This is a genomic window from Methylobacterium dankookense (genome assembly GCF_902141855.1).
In the GTDB taxonomy this organism is placed as follows: domain Bacteria; phylum Pseudomonadota; class Alphaproteobacteria; order Rhizobiales; family Beijerinckiaceae; genus Methylobacterium; species Methylobacterium dankookense.
In genome coordinates this window covers 1-15830 of the sequence record NZ_CABFVH010000026.1, presented here as the reverse complement: position 1 = coordinate 15830, position 15830 = coordinate 1, and the positions used below count along the sequence as shown (strand labels likewise).

Annotated in this window: 16 protein-coding genes and 1 pseudogene; 9 read left to right on the top strand and 8 right to left on the bottom strand. The window is 72.9% G+C overall.

Translation table 11 applies throughout. The annotated features are described in order from the left end of the window. Nucleotides 1-21 precede the first annotated feature (21 nt). Both MTDSW087_RS18200 and MTDSW087_RS18195 read right to left on the bottom strand, forming a co-directional pair. Complete coding sequence (locus MTDSW087_RS18200; RefSeq protein WP_144766315.1) at nt 22-1113, bottom strand: endo-1,4-beta-xylanase; 1092 nt, start codon at nt 1111-1113, stop codon at nt 22-24. A 112-nt stretch (nt 1114-1225) separates the two neighbouring features. Further along, nucleotides 1226-2545 carry a VpsF family polysaccharide biosynthesis protein gene (locus MTDSW087_RS18195; RefSeq protein ID WP_144766313.1) on the bottom strand — a complete coding sequence of 440 codons (1320 nt, stop codon included), beginning with the start codon at nt 2543-2545 and terminating at the stop codon, nt 1226-1228. Between the two features lie 223 nt (nt 2546-2768). Between MTDSW087_RS18195 and MTDSW087_RS30260 the strand changes: the two genes are divergently transcribed. Further along, nucleotides 2769-2906: a hypothetical protein gene (locus tag MTDSW087_RS30260; RefSeq protein WP_186383896.1), complete on the top strand. Its 138-nt coding sequence runs from the start codon at nt 2769-2771 to the stop codon at nt 2904-2906. 138 nt (nt 2907-3044) lie between these two features. Here the strand turns inward: MTDSW087_RS30260 and MTDSW087_RS18190 are convergent, their stop codons facing one another. The 3 genes from MTDSW087_RS18190 to MTDSW087_RS18180 all read right to left on the bottom strand — a co-directional run bounded on the left by MTDSW087_RS18190 (nt 3045) and on the right by MTDSW087_RS18180 (nt 6041). After that, nucleotides 3045-3929 (bottom strand): amidohydrolase family protein, encoded by an 885-nt coding sequence (locus MTDSW087_RS18190; RefSeq protein WP_144766311.1) that lies wholly within the window; start codon nt 3927-3929, stop codon nt 3045-3047. A 22-nt stretch (nt 3930-3951) separates the two neighbouring features. Then, a complete protein-coding gene (locus tag MTDSW087_RS18185) occupies nt 3952-5256 on the bottom strand; it encodes an MFS transporter (protein WP_144766309.1) in 1305 nt (434 codons plus the stop codon). Between the two features lie 203 nt (nt 5257-5459). Continuing rightward, nucleotides 5460-6041: a HupE/UreJ family protein gene (locus tag MTDSW087_RS18180; protein WP_238178929.1), complete on the bottom strand. Its 582-nt coding sequence runs from the start codon at nt 6039-6041 to the stop codon at nt 5460-5462. Between the two features lie 310 nt (nt 6042-6351). Here MTDSW087_RS18180 and MTDSW087_RS18175 point away from each other — a divergent pair, with 310 nt between their 5' ends. The 5 genes from MTDSW087_RS18175 to MTDSW087_RS18160 all read left to right on the top strand — a co-directional run bounded on the left by MTDSW087_RS18175 (nt 6352) and on the right by MTDSW087_RS18160 (nt 10850). Next, nucleotides 6352-7941: a gamma-glutamyltransferase family protein gene (locus MTDSW087_RS18175; RefSeq protein WP_144766308.1), complete on the top strand. Its 1590-nt coding sequence runs from the start codon at nt 6352-6354 to the stop codon at nt 7939-7941. A gap of 30 nt (nt 7942-7971) precedes the next feature. Further along, nucleotides 7972-9282 (top strand): leucine-rich repeat-containing protein kinase family protein, encoded by a 1311-nt coding sequence (locus MTDSW087_RS18170; protein ID WP_144766306.1) that lies wholly within the window; start codon nt 7972-7974, stop codon nt 9280-9282. A gap of 73 nt (nt 9283-9355) precedes the next feature. Continuing rightward, nucleotides 9356-9508, top strand: a complete 153-nt coding sequence (locus MTDSW087_RS30255) for a hypothetical protein (protein WP_186383893.1) — start codon at nt 9356-9358, stop codon at nt 9506-9508. Between the two features lie 135 nt (nt 9509-9643). Beyond that, nucleotides 9644-9952: a hypothetical protein gene (locus tag MTDSW087_RS18165; protein ID WP_144766304.1), complete on the top strand. Its 309-nt coding sequence runs from the start codon at nt 9644-9646 to the stop codon at nt 9950-9952. A 130-nt stretch (nt 9953-10082) separates the two neighbouring features. Continuing rightward, nucleotides 10083-10850 carry a DUF1698 domain-containing protein gene (locus MTDSW087_RS18160; RefSeq protein ID WP_144766302.1) on the top strand — a complete coding sequence of 256 codons (768 nt, stop codon included), beginning with the start codon at nt 10083-10085 and terminating at the stop codon, nt 10848-10850. A 200-nt stretch (nt 10851-11050) separates the two neighbouring features. On the opposite strand, the gene MTDSW087_RS18155 is transcribed toward MTDSW087_RS18160, so the two are convergent. The 3 genes from MTDSW087_RS18155 to MTDSW087_RS18145 form a co-directional block, all read right to left on the bottom strand. After that, a complete protein-coding gene (locus tag MTDSW087_RS18155; RefSeq protein WP_144766300.1) occupies nt 11051-11701 on the bottom strand; it encodes a MarR family winged helix-turn-helix transcriptional regulator in 651 nt (216 codons plus the stop codon). Nucleotides 11702-11849: 148 nt separating this feature from the next. Further along, the gene (locus MTDSW087_RS18150) at nt 11850-12248 is read right to left on the bottom strand and encodes a response regulator (protein ID WP_373321950.1); all 399 of its coding nucleotides are present in this window, start codon (nt 12246-12248) and stop codon (nt 11850-11852) included. Between the two features lie 184 nt (nt 12249-12432). Beyond that, nucleotides 12433-13680 (bottom strand): adenosylmethionine--8-amino-7-oxononanoate transaminase, encoded by a 1248-nt coding sequence (locus MTDSW087_RS18145; RefSeq protein ID WP_144766296.1) that lies wholly within the window; start codon nt 13678-13680, stop codon nt 12433-12435. 79 nt (nt 13681-13759) lie between these two features. Here MTDSW087_RS18145 and MTDSW087_RS18140 point away from each other — a divergent pair, with 79 nt between their 5' ends. The 3 genes and pseudogenes from MTDSW087_RS18140 to MTDSW087_RS18130 all read left to right on the top strand — a co-directional run. Further along, nucleotides 13760-14884 (top strand): aminotransferase class I/II-fold pyridoxal phosphate-dependent enzyme, encoded by a 1125-nt coding sequence (locus MTDSW087_RS18140; protein WP_144766374.1) that lies wholly within the window; start codon nt 13760-13762, stop codon nt 14882-14884. A 352-nt stretch (nt 14885-15236) separates the two neighbouring features. After that, nucleotides 15237-15467, top strand: coding sequence for a DUF6894 family protein (locus MTDSW087_RS18135; RefSeq protein ID WP_144766294.1), 231 nt, complete (start codon nt 15237-15239; stop codon nt 15465-15467). Nucleotides 15468-15674: 207 nt separating this feature from the next. After that, a pseudogene (locus tag MTDSW087_RS18130) lies at nt 15675-15830 on the top strand (Holliday junction branch migration DNA helicase RuvB); the annotation flags it as partial.

The following is a 15830-nucleotide window of genomic DNA, read 5'->3' as shown; positions in this document are numbered from 1 at the left end:
GGATTCCTCCTCTCGTCCGGCTCACGCGAAGGCTTCGGCGAGGGCGTGGTAGGCCGGCTTCGGCCGGCAGGTTTCATCGAAGGGCAGCGGGCGCGGCCGGCGGGGGCCGCGCTCCACGTCGCGCAGCCAAGTCTGGCCGTCGGTCAGCTCCCAGGTCTGCACCACCTTGACCGCCGGCTCGCGCAGGGCCGCGCGCATCAATTCGGCGTAGCGGGCCGCCACCTGGGCGTCGCGCTGGGCGACGTCGCCGGGGAAATCGCGGTCGTTCACGTCGATCTCGGTGAGGTAGACGTCGAGCTTGCGCCGGGCGAGCTGCTGCACGAATTCCGCGAAGGCGTCCGGATCGAAGGTGAAGCCGGGAAACCAGTGGCATTCGAGCCCGACCGCGTCGAGGCGCACGCCCGCATGCTGCAGCTCGTCCACGAGGCGCAGGAGGTCGGCCCAGTAGCGCGCGCCCGGCACGAAGCCCTGCTTCCATTCGGGCCCGGCCTCGTTCAGCACCAGCGGCACGTTCGGGTCGGCGCGGTGGGCGGCGACGAAGCTGCGGCGGATGTAGTCGGCCCCGAGGCCGGCGTACCACGGGCCGTCGCGCAGGCCGCCGGGGAGGCCGTGATCCGGCCAGATCGGCTCGTTGACCACGTCCCAGGAATGCAGGCGGCCGGCATAGCGGCCGACGGTCTCCGCGATGTGCCGGTCGAGCCAGTAGCCGGCCTCGCGGCGGGACAGCCGCTTGACCCAGTCCGGCTGCCACTCGTTCCACATGAGGGTGTGCCCGCGGATCGCGAGGCCCGCCCGCGCGGCGAAATCCACCAGCGCGTCGGCCTCCGAGAAATCCGCCACCTCGGGCCGGGGCCGGATCACCGGGAACTTCAGGGCGGTGTCGATGGTCACCACGCGGGTCTGGTGGCGGTAGAGGTCGGCGAGCTGGGCATCGTCCAGCACCGTGCGGTCGACGGCCGCGCCGAAGAGCAGGCTGCGCCGCGCCGCGAGCGTCCCGAGCGAGGGCACGGAGGCGATCCCGACGGAATCCGCCGCCCCCGCCCCGCCCGCGGCGAGGAGGGCACCGGCACCCAGGAGCAGGCCCCGGCGCGTCGGATCGAGACGGCGCATCATCGCTTTGCAACCCCCCCATGGCCGCCGGACGCGGCCGCGGCGACGGGCGCAACCGCCGTGCCGGCCCCGGCTGCGCCATTCCGGCACGGAAATCCCCGCTGCCGGGACGGGATCAGGCCGAGCCGGTCTCCGCGAGCCTGCGGTTCAGACGGGTGCCGGACTGGGCGCCGTCGAGGGCCATGGCGATCGCGACGAAGAGGGTGAAGGTGGTGCCCTTGCTCGACAGGCCGGTGGTGGAGGCGTTGAGCGCCAGGAAGACGAGCAGCGCCAGGATGCCGGGCCGCGACAGGGTCCGGGCGAGATCCAGCGAGAAGGCGGCGAGCGCGATGAAGATCAGGCTGGCGGCGAAGATGCCGGTCTGGAGCAGGAACGCGATCACGAAGCTCTCGATGCCGTATTCGAGGCCCGCGCTGACCGCGATGGCGTCGAGCCGCGCCGCCTCCGGGCCGAAGAACAGCTCCGTCCAGGAGAAATGCGAGAACAGGCCCAGCATCATGACGCGGGTCTCGGCGCTGCCCTCGTCCTCCACGAACCGGTCGAGGAAGGCGGTGACGTAGGTGCTGTCGGACAGGTACCAGAGCCCGAGGGCGAGGATCGGCAGGCCGAGGCAGAGCCAGAGCAGGCGGTTGAGCGGGAAGCGCTTGCCGATGAGGATCAGCGCCCCCTCCTTCACGAGCCAGAGGATCCCGAGCACCATCAGCAGCACGGTGGCCGTGCGCCCGCCGAAGGCCGGCAGCGCCGCGAATTGCAGGGCGAAGGCCGGCAGGACGAGGTTCCGCGGCAGGCCGCCGCGCGATCCGGCGAGCAGCAGGAAGGCGTAGATCGCGGTGATCGCCGCGTTCTGGAGCGGGTGGCCGAGGAGCGCGGTGGAGCGCCAGTCGTAGGTGACCGCCCCCTCGTTCAGGTAATAGGGGATCAGCCGCCACTTGAAGGCCGATTCCGAGAAGCCGATCAGCGCGTTGAGCGCGAGGATCCCGTGGATCAGGCCCGCGATCCGGCGCACCGCCCCCACATTCGTGTTGCACAGGAGCAGGAACAGCATCCCGGGCGCCAGGAAGGTGTCGACCACCATGGTGACGGGGCGGCCCACGATGAGGGCCACGTAGGCCGCATGATAGGCGACGCAGGCGAAGTAGATCGCCGTGAGCGCGTGGCGCGTCAGCAATTCCGCCGCCCTGCGGCTGAAGCCGTGCTCGAACAGCAGGATCGCGAAGGCCGCGGAGAGCACGATGCTCGACGGGTGGAACTTCTCCAGCGGCGAGCCGCCGGTGCTGCCGTAGCGGTAGCCGATATGCGTCAGCAGCATCGACGAGCAGCCGAACACGCAGGCCACCGCCAGCGCCGTCAGGAGCACGCGCAGGTCGGCCCAGCCGAAGCGCGCGGGTGCCCGAGCCGGATTCAGCAGGCCGATTTGGGCATCCCGTGAGATCAAGGCCGCTCGCCGGTCGATGAGATCGCGGCGGCAGTCTCGCTCAGAAGCTTAAAGGTTCCGGTCATGCTGGGAGCGGGTAGCTGCGGGATTCGGAACCGCCCGAACCCGCGGCCCATGCAGCCGACGCATGATTGGCGTGCGGAATGTGGCATACCAACCTGTCTTTTGCAGTGCGATATGAGCTTCACCGCAACGCACAGACCACCTGCCAGGACAGCCTCCGATGACCCTCCTCGCCGCCACCGCCCTCGTCGCTCTCGCCGCCGGCGCCCAGATCTCCCTCGTCATCGCCCTCGCCGACCGCTTCGGCCACGAGGGTCAGATCGCCGGCATCATCGGCGCGGTCCCGACCGCCGCCTGAGCCGCGAACCGGCCGCTCCGGCGGCCCCTTCGATCCAGCCCGCCCGGCCAGTCCGCGGCGGGCTTTGCTGTGTCATACGACATCCGGGTGATCCCTCCGGGATGGCGGATGTCGCCTTCGCTCAAGCGCCGCGCGGTCTCAGCCCGGGAAGCCGTAGAGGCGGCGTGGGTTGTCGACGAAGTAGAGCCGGCGCCGGGCCTCGTCGGGGATCCATGCGGCCACGAGGTCGAGGAGGTCGCCGACCGGCGGCGGCCCGTCCCAGGCGGCCACGTGCGGCCAGTCCGAGCCCCACAGGCAGCGCTCCGGCGCGGCGTCGTTGAGCGCGCGGGCGAAGGGGATGGTGTCGGCAAAGGGCGCGCCTGCGACCGAGGTGCGGAAGGCACCGGACAGCTTCACCCAGGCGCCGTCGCGCACGAGGTCGACCAGGGTGCGGAAGCCCGGATCGTCGAGCCCGGCCGAGGTCGGCATGTGGCCCATATGGTCGACGACGAAGGGCACCGGCAGCCGCGCGAGGCGCTGGGCCATCGGCGGCAGCTGGCGCGCATCGACCAGGAATTGCAGGTGCCAGCCCATCTCGCGGGCGAGCGCGCCGTAGGATTCCAGGTCCTCGAACCCGACGCCGCCGCCGAACAGCACGTTGAGGCGCAGGGCCACGACGCCCGCCTCCTTGAGCGCGGCGAGCTCCCGGTCGGGCAGGCCGAGGGGGATCACCGCGACGCCGCGCAGGCGCTCCCGGTTCGCCCGCAGGGTATCGACCATCAGGCGGTTGTCGGTGCCGTGGACGCTGACCTGGACCAGCACGCCGTTCCGCATGCCGGTGGCGTCGAGCATGGCGAGGTAGCGCCCGGCCGGCGCCGCGGGCGGGGTGTAGCTGCGGTCCTCGACCAGGGGATAGTCCGGCGGCAACCCGATGACGTGGGCATGGGTGTCGACCGCGCCCGCGGGCACGGCGTAGCGGCTCGGCCCGCTCGGGTTCGGGTCCGGCGCCGGGCAGGCGCGGATCGCGGCCGTCGTCTCGGTCATGGCCTTCTCCTTGGCCCGCTCCTCAGGAATCGGCATGGAGCACGCGGCCGCGCGTCTCCGGCAGGGCGAAGGCCGCCGCGAAGAACACGCCGTAGGCCAAAGCCGCGAAGATCGCGATGGCCGAGGCGAGGCCGACCTGCGCCGACAGGTAGCCGACCAGCGCCGGGAACAGGGCGCCGATGCCGCGGCCGAAATTGTAGCAGAAGCCCTGCCCCGAGCCGCGCAGGCGGGTCGGGTAGAGCTCGGTCAGGAAGGCGCCCATGCCGGAGAAGTAGCCGGAGGCGAAGAAGCCGAGGGGGAATCCCAGCACCCACAGCACCGCGTTCGAGAGCGGCAGCTGCGTGTAGGCGACGATGACCGCGATGGCGCCGAGCGAGAAGATCAGGAAGAGCGGGCGCCGCCCGAGCCGGTCGGCGAGCCAGGCGCCGACGAGGTAGCCCACGAACGAGCCGACGATGAGCGCGGCGAGATAGCCGGTGGAGGAGACGATGGAGAGGCCGCGCTCGGTGGTGAGGAAGCGCGGCAGCCAGGTGGTGATGGCGTAGTAGCCGCCCTGGCAGCCGGCCGCGGCGAGCGAGGCGAGGATCGTGGTGCGCAGCACCGGCCCGGAGAAGATCTCCCAGATCTGCGGCCGGTCACCCGAGGCCGCGGCCCGGGCCCGGCTCTCGCGGGCGACCTCCGGCTCCTTCACGTAGCGGCGGAGATAGAACACGAGGAGCGCGGGCAGCGCCCCGACCACGAACATCCAGCGCCACGCGCTCTCGGGCGGCAGCCAGGAGAACAGCAGGGCCTGGGCCAGCACCGCCATGCCCCAGCCGACGGCCCAGCCGGACTGGACCGAGCCCACCGCGCGGCCGCGATACTGCGCCCGGATGGTCTCGCCCATCAGCACGGCGCCCGCCGCCCACTCGCCGCCGAAGCCGAGCCCGAGCAGCGCCCGGGCGACGAGGAGCTGCTCGAAGCTCTGCGCGAAGGCGCAGACCAGCGAGAAGAACGAGAACCACAGGATGGTGATCTGCAGCGTCAGCACCCGGCCGATGCGGTCGGCGAGGTAGCCGGCGAGCCAGCCGCCCAGCGCCGAGGCGAGGAGCGTGACGGTGGCCGCGAGGCCCGCGGTGCCGGCATCGACCTTCCACAGGCTGATGATCGTGCCGATCACCAGCGGGTAGATCATGAAGTCCATGCCATCGAGCGCCCAGCCCGCGGCACAGGCCCAGAAGGTGTGCCGCTCGGTGGGGTTCATGCTGCGGTAGAAGGCCCCGAGGCTGGCATCCTCGATCGCCACCTGCTCCAGCCCGGCCCCGCCGGGCTCCGCCGCCGCACCCATGACGCCTCCTACCGGATGTCCCGATCCCTCCCCGATGCGTAGCACCGCGCGGGCACAGGGCATACGGGCGCCTGGCATACGGCTGAGGATGAGAAGTGGCGGATGTTCGTGCACCGCGCGCGGCGGGGGGCAGCCGCCTCAGGCCTTGCGCCGCCTGCCCTCCTGGACGGCCCGGCGGCGTCCACGAGGGCGGGCGGATCCCGTCAGAACGCGCCGACGAGCAGCGTCAGGCCGGACAGGGCCACCGCGGCGCCCATGGCGGGGGCGGCGCGGCGCTCGCGGGCGACGAGGAGGCCGAGCCCCAGCCCGACTGCGTGCAGCAGCGCGGTGCCGCCGAGGAAGCCGAGGCCGTAGGCGAGGCCGGAGGCGGTCTCGGGCATCTCGGTGCCGTGGGCGTAGCCGTGGAACACCGCGAAGGCGCCGACGAGGGCCACGAGGCCCGGCAGGGGCAGCCGCAGGCCGAACAGGATGGCGAGGCCGAAGGCGACGATCGAGAGGGCGATGCCCGTCTCGGCGAAGGGCAGGCCGATCCCGGCCACGCCGAGCCCGGCACCCGCCGCCATCATGGCGAGGAAGGCCGCCGGCAGAACGAAGCGCGCCGCGCCGCCGCGGATGCCGGCGAGCAGGCCCACCGCCACCATGGCGAGCACGTGGTCGAGGCCGCCGAGCGGGTGCGCGAACCCTTGCGCGAAGCCCACCGCCTCGCCGTGGCCCGGATGGGCGAGCGCCGCCCCCGGCGCGAGCAGGAGAAGGGCCGGCAGGAGCGGCAGGGCGCGTCGGATCATCGGAAGCCTTCGTATTGGAGTGCGCCGCATGGAAGCCTCATTCCATCCTCGGGGCAAGCTTCTGGACGCTGGATACGTCCTCGCCGAGCTAGAGCGCTCTCCGCGGAAGTGGATACCGGTTCGGCGCAAGAGAGCGCGTCAAAACAAGAGCTTAGAGCCGTTCCCGATTGCAAAGCGATCGGGAACGGCTCTAGGCGGCGTTCCTGGCCGTGCCGTCGCAGCTCTGCACCGGCCGCAGGGCTGTGCCCTGGCTCGGCCGCGCTCTGGCATGCATCATGCCGGGCGCGAGGGGTGATGGGAGGACGATTGCGTGCGTGATTTCCAGAGGGCCGGGCGCTCGCCCGTCCATGCCGGCGCGGCCGCCGTGGCGACGTCGCATCCGCTGTCCACGCTGACGGCGATCGAGGTTCTGCGCGCAGGCGGCAACGCGGTCGATGCCGGCATCGCGGCGGTGGCGGTGCAATGCGTGGTCGACCCCCTGATGACCGGGATCGGCGGCGATTGCTTCGCGCTCTACGCGCCGAAGGGCGCCGCGGTGCCGATCGCCCTCAACGGCTCGGGCCGCAGCCCGGCCGCGGCGGCCGATGCGTGGTACCTCGAGAACGGCGTCGCGATCACGCCGACCTCGCCCCACGCCGTCACCGTGCCGGGCGCCGTCGCCGCCTGGGCGCGGCTCGCCGCCGACCACGGCACCCGCGCCCTCGGCGACCTGCTCCAGCCGGCGATCCGCTATGCGGAAGCCGGCTTTCCCGTGCAGCCGCGGGTCGGCTGGGACTGGGCGCGCAACGTCGAGCGCGTCAGCCACGATCCCGGCGCGGCGGCGGCCTATCTCGTGGACGGCGCGGCCCCGGCGATCGGCGCCACGATGCGCCTGCCGAAGCTCGCTGCCACCCTGCGCCGCATCGCCGAGGCCGGCCCGCGCGGCTTCTACGAAGGGCCGGTCGCGCGCGACATCGTCTCCCACCTGCGCGGGCTCGGCGGCCTGCACACGGAGGAGGATTTCGCGGCGGCGGCGCCCGAGATCGTGACGCCGATCACCACGCGCTACCGCGGCTACGACGTCTACGAATGCCCGCCCTCGGGCCAGGGCCTCGCCGCCCTGATGATGCTGAACGTGCTCGAGCCCTTCGACGTCGGCGCCCTGTCCGAGCTCGACCGGGTGCATCTCCTGGCCGAGGCCTGCAAGCAGGGCTACCACCACCGCGACGCGCTCTTCGCCGATCCGGACCTGCACGCCGTGCCCGTCGAGCACCTGCTCTCCGATGCGTGGCGCGCCTCGGCACGGGGGGCCATCGACATGGCCCGCGCCCGCGAGCCCGAGATCTACCCGGAAATCGCCAACGAGGTGGCGCACAAGGACACGGTCTATCTCTGCGTGGTGGACCGCGACGGCAACGCGCTCTCGCTGATCAACTCGCTGTTCCAGGGCTTCGGCACCGGCCTCATGGGGCCGGAGAGCGGCGTGCTGCTGCACAATCGCGGCTTCAGCTTCCGGATCGAGCCGGGCCACCCGAACACCATCGCGCCGCGGAAGCGCCCGATGCACACGATCATCCCCGGCATGCTGATGCGCGACGGCCGCGCGGTCGCGCCCTTCGGCGTGATGGGCGGGCACTATCAGGCGATGGGCCATGTCGAATTGCTGACCGGCCTCCTCGACCGCGGCCTCGACGTGCAGGAGGCCCTCGATGCGCCGCGCAGCTTCGCCTATGGCGGCGTGGTCGAGCTGGAATCCGGCTTCTCCGCGGACGTCCTCGCCGGCATGCGGGCCCGCGGCCACGCGGCCATCCCGGCGCCGCTGCCGATCGGCGGCGGCCAGATCATCTGGATCGACCACGCGCGCGGCACCCTTGTGGCGGGCTCCGATCCACGCAAGGACGGCAGCGCGCTGGGCTACTGATCCGGCGCGCCACGGGGCTCGACCGATCCGATGCAGGCCAAGGCCGACACCCTCGCCGCGCTCCGCCGCGGCGACCTCGCGGGCGCGCGCGAGCTGCGCCTGCCGGGCGGCCTCGCCGAGTTCCCGCGCGAGATCCTCGGCCTCGCCGACACGCTGGAGCTGCTCGATCTCGGTCCCGGAAGCCTGACCGACCTGCCGGCGGATCTCGGGCGGCTGAGCCGGCTGCGCGTGCTGTTCTGCTCGGGCAACCGCTTCGCGCGGCTGCCGCCCGCGCTCGGCGACTGCGCCGCGCTGAGCCAGATCGGCTGCCGCGGCTCGGGCGTCGCCGAGGTCCCGGCCGAGAGCCTTCCGCCGCGCCTGCGCTGGCTCACGCTGACCGACAACCGCATCGCGGATCTGCCGCGGGCGATCGGCGAGCGCCCGCTCCTGCAGAAGCTGATGCTCTCCGGCAACCGCCTCGCCGCCCTGCCGGACAGCCTCGCCGGCGCGCCCGATCTCGAACTCCTGCGGATCGCCGCGAACCGCCTGGACGCCCTGCCCGGCTGGATCTCCGCTTTGCCGAGCCTCGCCTGGCTCGCCTGTGCCGGCAACCCGTGCGAGCCCGCCACCGCCGTCGCGGCGACGGGCGTGCCCTGGGACGAGCTGGAGGCCGGCGCGCTCCTCGGCGAGGGGGCGTCCGGCCGCATCCATTCCGCCCTGTGGCGGCCCGGCGGGCAGGCCGAGGCCCGGCCCGTCGCGCTCAAGCTGTTCAAGGGGGCGATGACGAGCGACGGCCTGCCCGAGCGCGAGATGGCGGCCTGCCTCGCCGCGGGCACGCACCCGCATCTCACGGGGGCCCTCGGGCGTGTCACCGGGCATCCCGAGGGCGCGGAGGGGCTGCTGATGCCGCTCCTGCCCACCGGCTGGCGGGCGCTCGCCGGGCCGCCGAGCCTCGCGAGCTGCAGCCGCGACGTCTACGCCCCGGATCTCGCCCTCGCCCCGGCTGTCGGCCTGCGGCTCGTCCGCGCCGCCGCTTCGGCCGCGGCGCATCTCCATGCGGGCGGCCTGCTCCACGGCGACCTCTACGCCCACAACCTGCTCTGGGACGGGGTCTCGGGCGAGGCGGTGCTCAGCGATTTCGGCGCGGCGAGCGCGCTGCCCGCCGGCGCGGCAGGCGCAGCCCTCCAGCGGATCGAGACGCGGGCCCTCGGGATCCTGATCGCGGAGATCCTCGACCGCTGCCGGCCCGAGCCTCCGGGCCTGCGCGCCCTGGCGCAAGCCTGCCTCCAGGCGGACCCGTCCGCCCGCCCGCTGGCGGCGGACCTGCGCGACGCCCTCGACGGGCCATCGCTCCGGTCGTAGACGGGCCGGTGGACGCGGGCGGGCGGCCGGGCCAGGATGGCCGCCGCACGGCCGATCGCTGCGAGGCCCCTTCGTGAACCCCGTCGCCATCGCGATCATGTTCGGCATCCTGGTGGCCTGGGTGGGGCTGCTGGCCGCCGCGCTCTATCTCGGCAACCCGCTGCTGCTCGCGATCTTCGCGATCGTGTCGCTCGCCATGTTCATCCGCTGGGACGTGTTCGGCTGAGGGCGGCTGCGGCCCCGCCGCGACCACGGCCCGCGCCCGTGCCGCTTCGCAAGCGGCCGGCGGCGCCCTAATCTCCGGTGGGGACGGCCGATCGCGGCCAGTGCCACATCTTGCGCCACACGGGTGGAGCGGCCGATGAGTGCAATCGGTGCAATCGGGCTCACGCTGGCCTTCCTGGCACCCCCGCCGCCCGAGCGGCCCGAGCGCCCCGCTCCGTCCGGCGGCCATGCCTGGGCCGCGGCCCTGGTGATCGGCAGCGTCTGCCTCATCATGGTCGTGCCCATGGTGGCGATCTGGGGCTTCCACCGGCCGGAGGGCGGATTCCGCGCCCGCTGCGCGGCGCTCGGCGGGCAGGTCCGCGTGGCCGCGCTCGACGGCAGCGGGCCGCTGCGCTGCGAGCAGGACGGGCGCACCTTACGCCCCCCGCGCCCGCCGGCGCCGTGAGTGGGGGGCGGGACAGGGCGGTCCGGGCGGCCTATAGGGTCGCGGGCGTCCGGTTCTCGCCGCGGCGCGCTCGGCACGGAACCGGCATCCGCCCGGGCGGGGAGCGCGCGGGCGTCGTCAGGGTTTCAGCATGGCCATCGAGTCGAAGCTTCTGGACACGGCGCCGTCCGACCAGAACATCGTCGACCTCTTCCAGGGCGAGTGGTCCTCGTTCATGCCGGCCGAGCGCGGCCTCGTGGCCGAGCCCGGGCACGCCCACCTGTTCACCGATCACCGCATCCACTGGGCGGAGGGGCTGATCGGGCCCTTCGCGGATAAGGAGATCCTGGAGCTCGGCCCGCTGGAGGGCGCGCATGCGGCGCTGCTGGAATCGTTCGGGGCGCGGGCGATCGTCTCGATCGAGGCCAACCCGCGGGCCTTCCTCAAATGCCTGTGCGTGAAGGAGATGTTCGGGCTGTCCCGGACGCGGTTCAAGCTCGGCAGCTTCCTGCCCTATCTCGAGACCTGCCCCCGCTTCGACGCGATCATCGCCTGCGGCGTGCTCTACCACATGACCGAGCCGCTGCGCCTGCTCGACCTGATCTGCGCCCGCACCGACCGCGTCTTCCTCTGGACTCACGTCTTCGACGCCGACAGCCTCGCGGGCCGCGGCGACCGCGCCCTGTTCTGGCCGCCGATGCCGCTGGGGGACACGCCCTATCGCGGCGTGCGCCGGCTCTATCCCGACGTCGCCAAGTCCTGGCAGGGCTTCAGCGGCGGCGCCGAGACCTACGCGGTCTGGCTGGAGCGGGAGAGCCTGCTCGCCTTCTTCCGCGACCGCGGCTTCGACGTGTCGGTCTCCTTCGACGAGCCGAACCACGCCAACGGGCCGGCGCTCGCGCTCTGCGCGCGGCGGTAAGCCTGCGCGCGGGGCTCGCCCCCGCCTCGCACCTCATCCGAGGTGGAGGGATAGGATCGACCGGATCTCCGCATGGAGACCGGTCGATCCTACGGTCTCCGGTTCATCACACCGGCCTCAGCGAATCCCCTCGCCCCGCTTGCGGGGAGAAGGGGACGCGTCTTCAGCCGAAGCGATCAAACAGAAATCGTATCAGGCTCTCAGACGAGATGCGTCGCCCCGGTCGGGCCGGCCTCGATCTCGTCCTCCTCGGCCTCGATCTCCTCGCCATCCGCCTCGCTGTCGTGGCCGGAGACGCCGGCCGCGTCCGCGAGGTTGCGCGCCGCGCGGCGCAGGAGCTTGCGCAGGCGCCGCCGGTCCTTGCTGTCGAACCCGTCGAGCACCTCGGCCTCGACCTCGTCCCAGAGGCGCTCGATCGCCTCGGCCTTGGCGAGCCCGGCCTCGGTCAGGCGCACGCGCACGATGCGGCCGTCGCCGGCCTCGGCGCGCCGCTCCACCACGCCGAGCGCGGCGAGCCGCGAGATGGTCTTGGAGGCGGTGGGCGGCCGCACGCACAGGGTCGCGGCGAGGTCGCCCATGGTCATGGTGCCGGCAGCCGCCAGCGCCTGCACCACCTGCTCCTGGCCGGCGAAGAGGTTGAGGGCGGCGAGCCGGTCGCCGATGCGGGCGCGGTGCAGGCGCGCCGCCTGGACGAGGGCCCAGCCGACGCTCTTGGCGCCCGGCGGCCGGATGCGGCGGCCCGCGCCGTTCGCCTGGTCCTTGTCGTGCTTGCCGCGCTTCGCCTTGATCACGGAGGTGCCCAAGCTCTCGCCACCCGGCGCGGTCGCCGAAGATTCGTCCACCGCCGCCATCGTGCACCTCGCTCGCCCGGCATCCAAGCACCTCATCCCGGGTTCCGTTGCGGAACCCGGGACGCGGGATGCGTGTGACGCCTGGGCGTGAAGCTGAGATGACAGCGGGCCCTGCGATCCCCGGGAACTTCGCCGGGGAAGCTCCCGTTCAACAGGGCATCAGCTGCCGCAACCGGTCGAGGATCTCGGCGCCGCTGCAGGGGCGGGCCAGGAACTGGGCACCCGGCGGCATCCGCTCCGGATCGGGGGAGGCGCGGCCGGACACGATCAGGATCGGCAGGTGCGGGCGCACCTCGGCCACCGAGCTGGCGAGCTCGAACCCGTTGGTCTTGCCGGACAGCTCCACGTCGGTAACGAGGCCGCAGATGTCGGGGCGCGCCTGGAGGATGCTCAAGGCCCGCTCCGCGGAGGCGCATTGCACGGTGTCGTAACCGCCATCCTCGAGCACGTCGCCGAGGTCCATGATCGTGAGGGCCTCGTCTTCGACCAGAAGAACCACGGGCCGGTCGTCCTGAGGGATCGTCTGCTCGCTCGCCACGTTTCGCATCCTCCAGCGTTCCGTCCGGAGCCGCCCGAGCGTGTCCGCCTTGACCCAACGGGCGAAGCCCGTGCGGGTTGCAGCGGCATGGTCGGCGCCCCACGGCTCAGCCTAGGCGGCAATCGGCGGGGTGTCTCCCGGGGCCGGCCGAGAAAACCGCCGGACGTGGCCCGGGGACGCGGAACCGGCCGTCTTAGGCGACGGCCTCCGCCACCACCGCCGCGACGAGGCGGTCGAGATCGGCTGGGCCGATGGTGAGCGCGGGGGTCAGGTAGAGCACGTCGCCGAAGGGGCGGACCCAGACCCCGCGGGCCAGCAGCCGCGCCTTGAGCTCGGCGAGGTCCGGGGGCGCGGCGAACTGCACCGCGCCGATCGCCCCGAGCACCCGCACGTCGGCGATGCCGGGCCGGCCGCGCAGGGGGGCGAGCCCCTCGGCGAGCCTGTCCGCGATCGCCCGAGCCTGGTCGAGGCGGGGCTCGCGCGCGAACAGGTCGAGGCTGGCCTCGGCCGCCGCGCAGGCGAGCGGGTTCGCCATGAAGGTCGGCCCGTGCATCAGCGCCGCGGCCGGATCCTCCGAGAGGAAGGCGGAGAAGATCTCGGTGGTGGCGACCGTGGCGGCGAGCGCCAGGGTGCCGCCGGTCAGCGCCTTCGACAGGCAGAGGATGTCCGGCACGATGCCCGCCTGCTCGCAGGCGAACAGCGTGCCCGTGCGCCCGAAGCCGGTGAAGATCTCGTCGCAGATCAGCGGCAGGCCGTGCCGCTTCGCGAGCCGGGCCACGCGCGCCAGAACCTCGGGCGGGTGCATGCGCATGCCGCCGGCCCCCTGCACCAGCGGCTCCACGATGACCGCGCAGAGTTCCTGGCGATGGCGGGCGAGCGCCGCATCGAGGGCCGCCGTCTCGGCGGCGCCCCGCGGCAGATCGCAGAAGACCTGCTCGGGGAGGTAGCGGCCGAAGCGGCGGTGCATGCCCTCCTCGGGGTCGCAGACCGACATCGCCCCCATCGTGTCGCCGTGATAGCCCGCGCGGAAGGCGAGCACGCGGGTGCGGCCGGGAACGCCCCGGTTGAGCCAGAGCTGCGCCGCCATCTTCAGGGCGACCTCCACGGCGACCGAGCCGGAATCGGACAGGAAGACGTGGTCGAGGTCACCGGGCAGCAGGCCGGCGAGCCGGGCGGCCAGGCGCTCGGCCGGGGCATGGGTCAGGCCGCCGAACATCACGTGCGGCATGCGCGCGAGCTGGTCGGCGACGGCCTGTGCGATGTGCGGATGGTTGTAGCCGTGCACCGCCGTCCACCACGAGGCGATGCCGTCCACCAGCTCGCGCCCGTCGGCGAGCACGATCCGGCTGCCATGGGTGCGCACGGCCTCCAGCGGCTCGGGCGCGGTCCGCATCTGGGTATAGGGGCGCCAGAGATGGCGCTTCGGCTCCGCCTCGCTCATCCGGCGGGGATGGAAGCGCCGAGGGCTCCGGTCAAGGGAGGTGCTTGACACGAGCGCGGCGCGCGGCGCCATGGGCGCCATGTCGAGTCTCGATGCCTTCGCCCGCGACAAGCTCGCCGCCCTCGACGAGGCGGCCCTGCGGCGGCGCCTCGTTCCCACCGAGCGCGGGCCGGACGCCGCGGCGGGCCGGGCCGGGCGCCGCCTCGTCTCCTTCTCCTGCAACGATTATCTCGGCCTCAGCCACGACCCGCGGGTGATCGCGGCGGCGCAAGCGGCGGTCGCCGCCTACGGGGCGGGGTCCGGCGGCTCGCGGCTCGTCACCGGCAACCATCCGATCCTCGACGCGCTGGAGGCGCGGCTCGCCGCCCACAAGGGCAAGGAGGCGGCCCTCGTCTTCGGCAGCGGCTACCTCGCCAATCTCGGCATCACCCCGGCTCTCGCAGGGCGCGGCGACCTCGTCCTCCTCGACGAGTTGTCCCATGCCTGCATGTGGGCCGGGGCGCGGCTCTCGGGGGCGAAGGTCGCCGCCTTCCGCCACAACGACGTCTCCGACCTCGCGCGCCTGCTCCGGGCCGAGCGGCCGGCCCACCGCCATTGCCTGGTCCTGACCGAGCGCGTCTTCAGCATGGACGGCGACCGGGCGCCGATGGGCGACATCCTCGGGGTGGCCAAGGCGCACGATGCCTGGACCCTCGTGGACGACGCGCACGGGCTCGGCGTGGCCGAGGGCGGCCCCCGGGCGCCCCTCGAGATGGGCACGCTCTCGAAGTCGCTCGGCTCCTATGGCGGCTATCTCTGCGCCTCGCGCGCGGTCGTCGACCTGATGACGAGCCGCGCCCGCAGCTTCGTCTACACCACGGGCCTGCCCCCCGCCTCCGCGGCGGCCGCGCTCGCGGCCCTGGAGATCCTGGAAGCGGAGCCGGAGCGCTGCGCGCGGCCCCTGGCGCTCGCCCGCCGCTTCACCGCCCGGCTCGGCCTGCCCGAGGCCGAGAGCGCGGTGGTGCCCGTCCTCGTCGGCGCGGCGGAGGACGCGCTCGCCCTGTCGCGGGCACTGGAGGCGGACGGCTTCCTCGTGGTGGCGATCCGGCCGCCGACCGTGCCGCCGGGCACCGCGCGGCTCCGCGTCGCCTTCTCGGCCGCCCATGCCGAGGCGGATGTCGACGCGCTCGCCGAGCGGATCGCGGCGCTCACCGGGCGGGCTTGAGGGGCCTGTTCGAGCGGATCGAGCAGGTCTTCACGCGAAGCCTATCCCACCCATCCCCCTCGTCCTGAGGCGGCCGCGTGAGCGGCCCTCGAAGGAGCCCTCCAGGCATCGCCGAGCCTACTGGAAGGCTCCTTCGAGGCCTCCGCTTCGCTCCGGCGCCTCAGGATGAGGTGGAAGGGTGGGATGAGCCGAGCCTCCGCATGACGCGCGGTGGATCTCTCCCAACCAAGCTCTGAGAACGAAACCGGACAATCCGCCACGCCGCCCGGGTCTCGCCCTGGACTCCGTTAAGAACATATGTAGAACATATCCACGGAGGTTGCCTCGGAACGGCACGATCAGGAGCGAGCATATGGCGCGGTACCGCTTTCACTGCACCAACGGCTACGAATGCGTCCTCGACGCGAAGGGCGCGGATATCCGCCAGCCGAGCCGGCTGACCGACCGGGCGAGGCGCGTCGCCCACGCCGTGATGGGCAGCGACGCGCGCACCGACTGGTCGCAATGGCAGGTCACGGTGCACGACCTGAAGGGCCGCCGCGTCCTGCTCCAGCCCTTCCCCACCGAGGCGCGGGCCGCCTGATACCGCGTCCGGTTGATCGGACCGGACGCGGTCTCGGCCAAGCCTGCGCGGCACTTGAGCGAAGGCGACATCCGGCATCCCCAGGGATCACCCGGATGTCGTATGAGGCGGCCTTGAGGCCGCCCGCGAAGCGGCCGTGAAGCCGCCTCCAGGCCAAGCCCTTGATATCGCAAGCCGGATTGCCGTCATGGGGCGGAGTCTCATCGCATGACCCAGCCTAGAAACAAGGCACCGCTCAATCCGGAGGCACAGGCCGGCGAGCCGGAGTCGAGCATCCGGCCGCTGAGCCTGTCGGAGTTCGTGGGCCAGCGCGCGGCGCGGGCCAACCTCCAGGTCTTCATCGAGGCCGCCCGCAAGACCGGC